This is a genomic window from Cupriavidus basilensis, from assembly GCF_000832305.1.
Taxonomy (GTDB): Bacteria; Pseudomonadota; Gammaproteobacteria; order Burkholderiales; family Burkholderiaceae; genus Cupriavidus; species Cupriavidus basilensis_F.
In genome coordinates this window covers 4,164,068-4,175,433 of the sequence record NZ_CP010536.1, presented here as the reverse complement: position 1 = coordinate 4,175,433, position 11,366 = coordinate 4,164,068, and the positions used below count along the sequence as shown (strand labels likewise).

6 protein-coding genes are annotated in these 11,366 nt (G+C 62.0%); all 6 read left to right on the top strand.

The genetic code is table 11. The features are described 5' to 3' along the window. Nucleotides 1-11 precede the first annotated feature (11 nt). The 6 genes from rpoC to tuf all read left to right on the top strand — a co-directional run bounded on the left by rpoC (nucleotide 12) and on the right by tuf (nucleotide 11,333). Entirely contained in the window at nucleotides 12-4,256 is a 4,245-nt protein-coding gene (rpoC, locus tag RR42_RS19315; RefSeq protein WP_043350381.1) for a DNA-directed RNA polymerase subunit beta', read from the top strand. A gap of 291 nt (nucleotides 4,257-4,547) precedes the next feature. Further along, on the top strand, nucleotides 4,548-6,413 hold the full coding sequence (gene recQ / locus RR42_RS19310) for a DNA helicase RecQ (RefSeq protein WP_043350379.1): 1,866 nt from the start codon (nucleotides 4,548-4,550) through the stop codon (nucleotides 6,411-6,413). Between the two features lie 355 nt (nucleotides 6,414-6,768). Continuing rightward, a complete protein-coding gene (rpsL, locus tag RR42_RS19305; protein ID WP_006162330.1) occupies nucleotides 6,769-7,146 on the top strand; it encodes a 30S ribosomal protein S12 in 378 nt (125 codons plus the stop codon). Nucleotides 7,147-7,372: 226 nt separating this feature from the next. Next, nucleotides 7,373-7,843, top strand: a complete 471-nt coding sequence (gene rpsG / locus RR42_RS19300; protein ID WP_035876146.1) for a 30S ribosomal protein S7 — start codon at nucleotides 7,373-7,375, stop codon at nucleotides 7,841-7,843. A 119-nt stretch (nucleotides 7,844-7,962) separates the two neighbouring features. Next, nucleotides 7,963-10,065 carry an elongation factor G gene (gene fusA, locus RR42_RS19295; protein ID WP_043350374.1) on the top strand — a complete coding sequence of 701 codons (2,103 nt, stop codon included), beginning with the start codon at nucleotides 7,963-7,965 and terminating at the stop codon, nucleotides 10,063-10,065. Nucleotides 10,066-10,142: 77 nt separating this feature from the next. After that, entirely contained in the window at nucleotides 10,143-11,333 is a 1,191-nt protein-coding gene (tuf, locus tag RR42_RS19290; protein WP_006164373.1) for an elongation factor Tu, read from the top strand. Nucleotides 11,334-11,366: the final 33 nt, after the last annotated feature.

Sequence of the window (11,366 nt, the reverse complement as noted above, 5' to 3'; positions counted from 1 at the left end):
AAGGAGTTGCAATGAAAGCATTGCTCGATCTCTTTAAGCAGGTTCAGCAGGAAGAGCAGTTCGACGCGATCAAGATCGGCCTGGCATCGCCAGAGAAGATCCGTTCGTGGTCGTACGGTGAAGTGAAGAAGCCGGAAACCATCAACTATCGGACGTTCAAGCCCGAGCGCGATGGTCTGTTCTGCGCCAAGATCTTTGGCCCGATCAAGGACTACGAGTGCCTGTGCGGCAAGTACAAGCGCCTGAAGCATCGCGGCGTGATCTGCGAGAAGTGCGGCGTTGAAGTGACGCTGGCCAAGGTGCGCCGCGAGCGCATGGGCCACATCGAACTGGCTGCGCCGACCGCGCACATCTGGTTCCTGAAGTCGCTGCCGTCGCGTCTGGGCATGGTGCTCGACATGACGCTGCGCGATATCGAACGCGTCCTGTACTTCGAAGCATTCGTGGTGCTCGAACCCGGCATGACCCCGCTCAAGAAGAGCCAGATCATGTCCGAGGACGACTACATCGCCAAGTGCGAAGAGTATGGCGAAGGCGAGTTCGTGGCCATGATGGGTGCCGAAGGCATCCGTGAATTGCTGCGCGGCATCGACATCGAAAAGCAGATCGAAACGATCCGCGCCGAGCTGCAGACCACCGGCTCCGAAGCCAAGATCAAGAAGTTCGCCAAGCGCCTGAAGGTGCTCGAGGCGTTCCAGCGTTCGGGCATCAAGCCGGAATGGATGATCCTGGAAGTGCTGCCGGTGCTGCCGCCCGAACTGCGTCCGCTGGTTCCGCTGGATGGTGGCCGTTTCGCCACCTCGGACCTGAACGACCTGTATCGCCGCGTCATCAACCGTAACAACCGCCTGAAGCGCCTGCTCGAACTGAAGGCGCCTGAAATCATCGTGCGCAACGAAAAGCGCATGCTGCAGGAAGCGGTTGACTCGCTGCTGGACAACGGTCGTCGCGGCAAGGCCATGACGGGCGCCAACAAGCGTCCGCTGAAGTCGCTGGCCGAAATGATCAAGGGCAAGGGCGGCCGTTTCCGTCAGAACTTGCTGGGCAAGCGCGTCGACTACTCCGGCCGTTCGGTCATTGTGGTGGGCCCGACCCTGAAGCTGCATCAGTGCGGCCTGCCCAAGCTGATGGCGCTCGAGCTGTTCAAGCCTTTCATTTTCCACAAGCTGGAAACGATGGGCATCGCCACCACCATCAAGGCGGCGAAGAAGGAAGTGGAAAGCCAGACCGCTGTGGTGTGGGACATCCTCGAAGAGGTGATCCGCGAGCATCCGGTCATGCTGAACCGCGCGCCGACGCTGCACCGCCTGGGCATCCAGGCGTTCGAGCCGGTGCTGATCGAAGGCAAGGCCATCCAGCTGCACCCGCTGGTCTGCGCGGCGTTCAACGCCGACTTCGACGGTGACCAGATGGCTGTTCACGTCCCGCTGTCGCTGGAAGCGCAGATGGAAGCCCGCACGCTGATGCTGGCCTCCAACAACGTGCTGTTCCCGGCCAACGGCGATCCGTCGATCGTCCCGTCGCAAGACGTGGTGCTGGGTCTGTACTACACGACCCGCGACAAGATCAACGGCAAGGGCGAAGGCCTGACGTTTGCCGACATCAGCGAAGTGATCCGCGCCTACGAGAACAAGGAAGTCGAACTGGCTTCGCGCGTGAACGTGCGTATCACCGAGTATGAACTGGTCGACAAGGATGCAGTGGGCGACGCCCGCTTCGCGCCCAAGATCACGCTGCAGGCCACCACGGTCGGCCGCGCGATCATGTCCGAGATCCTGCCGAAGGGCCTGCCTTTCTCGGTGCTGAACAAGCCGCTGAAGAAGAAGGAAATCTCGCGCCTGATCAACACCGCGTTCCGTAAGTGCGGCCTGCGCGAGACCGTGATCTTCGCTGACAAGCTGCTGCAGTCGGGCTTCCGCCTGGCAACGCGCGCTGGTATCTCGATCGCCATCGACGACATGCTGGTGCCGCCGCAAAAGGAAAAGATCATTTCCGACGCGGCAGCCAAGGTGAAGGAATACGACAAGCAGTACATGTCGGGTCTGGTGACCGACCAGGAACGCTACAACAACGTCGTGGACATCTGGGGCGCCGCCGGCGACCAGGTGGGCAAGGCGATGATGGAGCAGCTCCAGCACGAAGACGTGGTCGACCGTCACGGCAACACCGTGAAGCAAGACTCCTTCAACTCGATTTACATGATGGCTGACTCGGGCGCGCGCGGTTCCGCTGCGCAGATCCGTCAGCTGGCTGGCATGCGTGGCCTGATGGCCAAGCCGGATGGCTCGATCATTGAAACGCCGATTACGGCGAACTTCCGTGAAGGCCTGAACGTTCTGCAGTACTTCATCTCCACCCACGGTGCGCGTAAGGGCCTGGCGGATACGGCACTGAAGACCGCGAACTCGGGTTACCTGACCCGTCGTCTGGTCGACGTGACGCAGGATCTGGTGGTGGTGGAAGACGATTGCGGCACGACCAACGGCGTGGCCATGAAGGCCCTGGTTGAAGGCGGTGAAGTGATCGAAGCGCTGCGCGACCGGATTCTCGGCCGTGTGACGGTGTCCGACGTGGTGAACCCTGAGACCCAGGAAACCGCGATCGAGGCCGGCACCCTGCTGGACGAAGACCTGGTCGACATGATCGACGCCATCGGCGTGGACGAAGTGAAGGTGCGCACGCCGCTGTCGTGCGACACGCGCTACGGCCTGTGCGGCATGTGCTATGGCCGCGACCTTGGCCGCGGCGTGCTGGTGAACTCCGGCGAAGCGGTTGGCGTGATCGCCGCTCAGTCGATTGGCGAGCCGGGCACCCAGCTGACCATGCGTACGTTCCACATCGGCGGCGCGGCATCGCGTTCGGCCGTGGCATCGAGCGTGGAAGCGAAGGCAACCGGTACCGTGCGTTTCACGGCGACCATGCGTTACGTTACCAATGCGAAGGGCGAGCTGATCGTCATCTCGCGTTCGGGTGAAGCGCTGATCACCGACGACCACGGCCGCGAGCGCGAGCGCCACAAGATCCCGTACGGCGCCACGCTGCTGGTGCAGGACGGCCAGGCCATCAAGGCTGGCACGCAGCTGGCCACGTGGGACGCGCTGACGCGCCCGATCGTGTCGGAGTACACCGGCACGACCAAGTTCGAGAACGTCGAAGAAGGCGTGACCGTCGCCAAGCAGATGGACGAGGTCACCGGCCTGTCGACCCTCGTGGTGATTGATGCAAAGCGCCGTACGGCTGCCACCAAGGGCCTGCGCCCGCAGGTGAAGCTGCTCGACGCCAACGGCCAGGAAGTGAAGATCCCGGGCACGGACCACTCCGTGACCATCGGCTTCCAGGTCGGCGCGCTGATCACCGTGAAGGACGGCCAGCAGGTGCACGTGGGCGAAGTGCTTGCACGTATCCCGACCGAATCGCAAAAGACCCGCGACATTACCGGGGGTCTGCCGCGTGTGGCCGAGCTGTTCGAAGCGCGTTCGCCGAAGGATGCCGCCGTGCTGGCGGAAGTGACCGGCACCACGTCGTTCGGCAAGGACACCAAGGGCAAGCAACGCCTGGTGATTACGGACCTGGACGGCAACGCCCATGAGTTCCTGATCACCAAGGAAAAGCAAGTCCTGGTGCACGATGGCCAGGTGGTGAACAAGGGCGAAATGATCGTGGAAGGTCCGGCGGACCCGCACGACATCCTGCGCCTGAAGGGCATCGAGGAGCTGGCGCACTACATCGTCGACGAAGTGCAGGACGTGTACCGTCTGCAGGGCGTGAAGATCAACGACAAGCACATCGAAGTGATCGTGCGCCAGATGCTGCGCCGCGTGCAGATCGCGGATGTGGGCGACACCAAGTTCATCCCGGGTGAACAGGTGGAGCGTTCGGAACTGCTTGACGAGAACGATCGCGTGATCGCCGAAGGCAAGCGTCCGGCCACGTACGAAAACCTGCTGCTCGGTATCACCAAGGCGTCGCTGTCGACCGACAGCTTCATCTCGGCGGCATCGTTCCAGGAAACCACCCGCGTGCTGACGGAAGCCGCGATCATGGGCAAGACCGACGACCTGCGTGGTCTGAAGGAAAACGTGATCGTTGGCCGACTGATCCCCGCTGGTACGGGTCTGGCCTACCACCGTGCTCGCAAGGCGCGCGAGGCGGCCGAGCGCGAACGTGCCCAGGCGATCTCCGACGAAGAGCAGTCGCTCTTCATCGAGCCGCCTGTGGTGCCGGCGACGACCGAAGGCGAGGGCGACGCGGTCTAAGACTGCCAGCCTGAACCTGCAAGCAAGCTGCATGAAGAAGCCCGGCCCTGGTGGCCGGGTTTTTTTTGGCCTGTACGTACTGTACGTATATGGCCTGTTTTATTTCGGTCGCTCTCTTCGGTCATTTTTATTCGTCGTGCTTATGCTTTGCCGCAGGGGCACGGACCCGTGCTCCATGCGCCGCCACACGAAAGAAATCCGGGAACATTCGTCACAGGCCGAAGTAGTTAGCCGCGCCCTTGGTGGTATGGTTACGCCTTTCGCGGTCCCACCCTTTTTTAAGCTGTTGCTATGTCGCGCGCCCTGGCGATTCTCAAGGATGTTTTTGGCTACCACGCCTTCCGCGGCCGGCAGGGGGAGATCATCGACCATGTGGCCGATGGCGGCGATTGCCTGGTCCTGATGCCGACCGGCGGCGGCAAGTCGCTGTGCTACCAGATTCCCGCGCTGCTGCGGCAGCGGGCCGGGCAGGGCACCGGCATCGTGGTGTCGCCCCTGATCGCGCTGATGCAGGACCAGGTCGCGGCGCTGTCCGAGGCGGGCGTGCGCGCAGCAGTGCTGAACTCGACGCTCAGCGGGGCCGAGGCCTCCGCGGTCGAGCGCGATCTGCTCGCCGGCCGGCTGGAAATCCTCTATGTGGCGCCCGAGCGGCTGATGACGCCGCGCTTCCAGGACCTGCTCCAGCGTACCCGTATCGGCGTGTTCGCCATCGACGAGGCGCACTGTGTATCGCAGTGGGGCCATGACTTCCGACCCGAGTACATCCAGCTCTCGGTGCTGCACGAGCGCTTCCCGGAAGTGCCGCGCATTGCCCTGACGGCTACCGCGGATTCCGTCACGCGCGAGGAAATCGTCGAGCGCCTCGCGCTGCACGACGCTCGCGTCTTCGTCTCCAGCTTCGACCGTCCCAATATCCGCTATCGCATCGTCGAGAAGGACAATGCGCGCCAGCAGTTGCTGGCCTTTATCAAGGCCGAGCACCTGGCCGCGGACGGCACGCACGACAGCGGCATCGTCTATTGCTTGTCGCGCAAGAAGGTGGAGGACACCGCCAGCTACCTCAGCGCCCAGGGCCTCAACGCGCTGGCATACCACGCCGGTATGGATGCGGGCGTGCGCCAGCACCATCAGGCGCGTTTCCGCGAGGAAGAGGGCGTGATCATGGTGGCCACCATCGCTTTTGGCATGGGCATCGACAAGCCGGACGTGCGTTTTGTGGCGCACCTGGACTTGCCCAAGAGCATGGAGGGCTACTATCAGGAGACCGGCCGTGCCGGCCGCGACGGGCTGCCGGCCAACGCCTGGATGGCCTACGGCCTGGGCGACGTGGTTCAGCAAAAGCGCATGATCGACGAGTCCGAGGCAGACGATGCGCACAAGCGCGTCTCGTCCGCCAAGCTCGATGCCCTGCTCGGACTGTGCGAGACGGCCGGCTGCCGCCGCGTGCGCATCCTTGGCTATTTCGACGAAGCCAGCGAGCCCTGCGGCAACTGCGACACCTGCCTGGAGCCGCCCGCTACCTGGGATGGCACGCGTGAAGCGCAGATGGCGCTGTCATGCGTCTACCGTACGGCACAGGCCAGCCGCGTTCATTTCGGCGCGACCCATATGGTCGACGTGCTGCGCGGCAATGCGTCGGAAAAAATTCGCCAATGGGGCCACGACAAGGTCTCCACGTTTGGCATCGGCGCGGACCGTTCAGTCTCCGAGTGGCACGCCATTTTCCGCCAGTTGATTGCCCACGGCCTGCTGGTGATCGACCATGGCGGTCACGGCGCCCTGCTGCTTGGCGACGCTGCGCGCGCGGTGCTCAAGGGCGAGATGCCGATCACCCTGCGCCGCCAGGCCAGCAAGCCAGCCAAGAGCGGCGAGCGTGGCGTGCGCGGCTCCGCCGGCACACGCACCGACCATACCGCCGGCATGGACACCGAGGCATTGGCCAACTGGGAAGCCCTGCGCAAGTGGCGCACCGAGACGGCACGCGAGCACGGCGTGCCGGCCTATGTGATCTTCCATGACGCCACGCTGGCCGAACTGGCGCGCAGCGCGCCGGATTCGTTGACGGCAATGGCTGAAGTCCCCGGCATCGGCGCCGCCAAGCTGGAGCGCTACGGCGATGCCATCCTGGAAGCGCTGGGTGCCGTGGAGGACTTTTGAGACCTTGCCCGGGCCTAAGCCGGGCAGCACGCTTCTGTCAGAAGCTGCTTGACGGTTTACGTAGTCGCTGCTAGAATGTCAGATTCGAGTTTTTGGCTTTGGATTTCGCTCGCCTGTCGTAATTGTGGCCCTCGGTTCGCAATCGGCAAGCCTGCCAGGGGATCGTGTGATGCTCTGGTGGTGTGGTCGCAGCGGGATCCCAGGCGAGCTCGCGCTCTTTGGCCAGTCTGTTCCTCCACAGGTCCGTCTCAAGAGCGCTCGCTCACTTTTCCCGCCCAAAACCCGTCGTTGCCTCTTCGGCCCATTGCTTGTGGCCCCAGGGGTGTTTTTCCGTAAAACCAAGCTGGATTGAACAATGCCAACTATCAACCAACTGGTTCGCAAGCCGCGTGTCTCTGAAGTCGTCAAGAGCAAGAGCCCGGCGCTTGAGAACTGCCCCCAGCGTCGCGGCGTGTGCACCCGTGTGTACACCACGACGCCGAAGAAGCCGAACTCGGCACTGCGTAAGGTCGCCAAGGTGCGCCTGACCAACGGTTTCGAGGTCATCTCGTACATCGGCGGTGAAGGCCACAACCTGCAAGAACACTCGGTCGTGCTGATCCGCGGCGGCCGTGTGAAGGACTTGCCGGGTGTGCGTTACCACATCGTCCGTGGCTCGCTGGACTTGCAAGGCGTGAAGGATCGTCGCCAGGCACGTTCGAAGTACGGCGCGAAGCGTCCGAAGGCTGCTTAAGGCTAACGCCAGGCAAGCTGGGCACAAAGCCCGAAGCAACAAACGATAGCCTGTGGCGGTTGCGTCATGGTGCTGTCACCAGGCGGCGGTACAACGGAGCGTTTATGCGCCGTGCCGTCGAGTAAGTGGTCACCCGGCGAATTTGCCTCGATGGAAGGCAAGCTAGTTGGTGGCCGGAGAGCGGGAAATCATTGCCGCGCTCTCAACTGAATCTAAAGGAAAGAAGATGCCACGTCGTCGTGAAGTCCCCAAGCGGGATATCCTGCCCGATCCGAAGTTCGGTAACGTTGAAGTTGCCAAGTTCATGAACGTCCTGATGCTGGACGGCAAGAAGTCGGTTGCCGAACGTATCGTTTATGGCGCGTTCGACCAGATCGAAAAGAAGGCAGGCAAGGCCCCCGTTGAAGTGTTTTCCGTTGCGATCAACAACGTGAAGCCGGTGGTCGAAGTGAAGAGCCGTCGCGTGGGCGGCGCCAACTATCAGGTTCCGGTCGAAGTCCGTCCGTCGCGTCGTTTGGCATTGGCGATGCGTTGGTTGCGCGAGGCCGCGAAAAAACGCAGCGAGAAGTCGATGGCGCTGCGCCTGGCAGGTGAGCTGCTGGAAGCAGCGGAAGGCCGCGGCGGCGCGATGAAGAAGCGCGACGAAGTGCACCGCATGGCCGAAGCCAACAAGGCGTTCTCGCACTTCCGCTTCTAAAGCGCGCGAGTTATACGCGGTTGGTTGCCGGGCGGGCTGTGTTTTCACACGCTCGCCCGTTTGTGTTACGGGCGTTGGCAATGAGATGCCGGCGTCTCACGGACGAATAGAGGATTAAAGTGGCTCGTAAGACTCCCATTGAGCGCTACCGCAATATCGGTATCTCGGCTCACATTGACGCGGGTAAAACCACCACGACCGAGCGTATCCTGTTCTACACCGGTGTGAACCACAAGATCGGTGAAGTGCACGATGGCGCCGCCACGATGGACTGGATGGAGCAGGAACAGGAGCGTGGCATCACGATCACCTCCGCTGCGACCACCGCCTTCTGGAAGGGCATGGCCGGCAATTACCCGGAACACCGCATCAACATCATCGACACCCCGGGCCACGTGGACTTCACCATTGAGGTGGAGCGCTCCATGCGCGTGCTGGACGGCGCTTGCATGGTCTACTGCGCAGTGGGTGGCGTGCAGCCCCAGTCGGAAACCGTCTGGCGCCAGGCTAACAAGTACGGCGTGCCGCGCTTGGCCTTCGTCAACAAGATGGACCGTACCGGCGCGAATTTCTTCAAGGTCTACGACCAGCTGAAGACCCGCCTGAAGGCTAGCCCGGTTCCCGTCGTTGTGCCCATCGGCGCCGAAGACACCTTCAAGGGTGTGGTCGACCTCATCAAGATGAAAGCGATCATCTGGGACGAGGCCAGCCAAGGCACCAAGTTCGACTACGTGGACATCCCGGCTGAACTGGCCGACTCGTGCAACGAATGGCGCGAGAAGATGGTCGAGGCAGCTGCCGAGTCGAACGAAGAACTGATGAACAAGTATCTGGAAGAGGGCGAACTGTCCGAAGCCGAGATCATCAAGGGCCTGCGCGACCGTACCATCGCCTGCGAAATCCAGCCGATGCTGTGCGGCACCGCGTTCAAGAACAAGGGCGTGCAGCGTATGCTGGACGCCGTGATCGACTTCCTGCCGTCGCCGGTCGACATCCCGCCGGTCACCGGCGTGGACGATGACGACAAGGAAACGTCGCGCCGTGCCGCGGATGACGAAAAGTTCTCCGCTCTGGCGTTCAAGATCATGACCGACCCGTTCGTCGGCCAGCTGATCTTCTTCCGCGTCTACTCGGGCAAGGTCAATTCGGGCGACACCATCTACAACCCGGTCAAGAGCAAGAAGGAACGCCTGGGCCGGATTCTGCAGATGCACGCCAACCAGCGCGAAGAAATCAAGGAAGTGCTGGCAGGCGACATCGCCGCCGCGGTTGGCCTGAAAGAAGCCACCACGGGCGACACGCTGTGCGATCCGGACCACATCATCATCCTGGAACGCATGGTGTTCCCGGAGCCGGTGATTTCGCAGGCTGTCGAGCCGAAGACCAAGGCTGACCAGGAAAAGATGGGCATCGCCCTGAACCGCCTGGCACAGGAAGATCCGTCGTTCCGCGTGAAGACCGACGAAGAATCCGGCCAGACCATCATTTCGGGCATGGGCGAGCTCCACCTCGAAATTCTGGTTGACCGCATGAAGCGCGAATTCGGCGTGGAAGCCACCGTGGGCAAGCCCCAGGTTGCGTACCGCGAAACCATCCGCAAGACCTGCGACGAAGTGGAAGGCAAGTTCGTCAAGCAGTCGGGCGGCCGTGGCCAGTACGGTCACGTGGTACTGAAGCTCGAGCCGCAAGAACCGGGCAAGGGCTACGAATTCGTCGACGCCATCAAGGGCGGCGTGGTTCCGCGCGAGTACATCCCCGCAGTGGACAAGGGCATTCAGGACACCCTGAACGCTGGCGTTCTGGCAGGCTTCCCCGTGGTCGACGTCAAGGTCACGCTGTTCTTCGGTTCGTACCACGATGTGGACTCGAACGAAAACGCGTTCAAGATGGCCGGCTCCATGGGCTTCAAGGAAGGCATGCGCCGCGCAAGCCCCGTGCTGCTCGAGCCGATGATGGCCGTGGAAGTGGAAACGCCCGAAGACTTCATGGGTAACGTGATGGGCGATCTGTCGTCGCGTCGCGGCATTATCCAGGGCATGGACGACATGGTCGGCGGTGGCAAGATCCTGCGCGCGGAAGTTCCGCTGGCAGAGATGTTCGGCTACTCGACCTCGCTGCGTTCGGCCACGCAAGGCCGTGCTACGTACACGATGGAGTTCAAGCACTACGCTGAAGCTCCGAAGAACGTAGCCGACGCCGTGATCACGGCACGTGGCAAGTAAGTAAAAAATCCGCCGCCGCGCGTTGTGCGCGGCGGCACTATGAACACGACATACTGGTTTCGATTAGGAGCTGAAAAATGGCAAAGGAAAAGTTCTCGCGGACTAAACCGCACGTGAACGTTGGTACGATCGGTCACGTTGACCATGGTAAGACCACCCTGACGGCAGCAATTGCTACGGTGCTGGCAGCCAAGTTTGGCGGTTCGGCCAAGAAGTACGACGAAATCGACGCAGCGCCGGAAGAAAAGGCACGCGGTATTACCATCAACACCGCACACGTCGAGTACGAAACGGCTAACCGCCACTACGCACACGTTGACTGCCCGGGCCACGCTGACTATGTGAAGAACATGATCACGGGCGCCGCACAGATGGACGGCGCGATCCTGGTGTGCTCGGCCGCTGACGGCCCGATGCCCCAGACCCGCGAACACATCCTGCTGGCCCGCCAGGTTGGCGTGCCTTACATCATCGTGTTCCTGAACAAGTGCGACATGGTCGACGACGCCGAGCTGCTCGAGCTGGTCGAAATGGAAGTGCGCGAGCTCTTGTCCAAGTACGAATTCCCCGGCGACGACACCCCGATCATCAAGGGTTCGGCCAAGCTGGCACTGGAAGGCGACAAGGGCGAACTGGGCGAGCAAGCCATTCTGGCCCTGGCCGAGCAGCTGGACAGCTACATCCCGACGCCGGAACGTGCCATCGACGGTACCTTCCTGATGCCGGTGGAAGACGTGTTCTCGATCTCGGGCCGTGGCACGGTTGTGACCGGTCGTATCGAGCGCGGCATCATCAAGGTTGGTGAAGAAATCGAAATCGTTGGTATCAAGCCGACGGTCAAGACCATCTGCACCGGCGTGGAAATGTTCCGCAAGCTGCTGGACCAAGGTCAAGCAGGCGACAACGTGGGTCTGCTGCTGCGCGGCACGAAGCGCGAAGACGTCGAGCGCGGCCAAGTGCTGTGCAAGCCGGGTTCGATCAAGCCGCACACGCATTTCACCGGCGAGGTCTACATCTTGTCGAAGGATGAAGGCGGCCGCCACACCCCGTTCTTCAACAACTACCGCCCGCAGTTCTACTTCCGTACGACCGACGTGACTGGCTCGATCGAGCTGCCGAAGGACAAGGAAATGGTTATGCCGGGTGACAACGTGTCGATCACGGTCAAGCTGATTGCCCCGATCGCCATGGAAGAAGGCCTGCGTTTCGCTATCCGTGAAGGCGGTCGTACCGTCGGCGCCGGCGTCGTGGCAAAGATCCTCGACTAAGCAAACTTCCTGGAGCAGGCTGGCGGTACAATA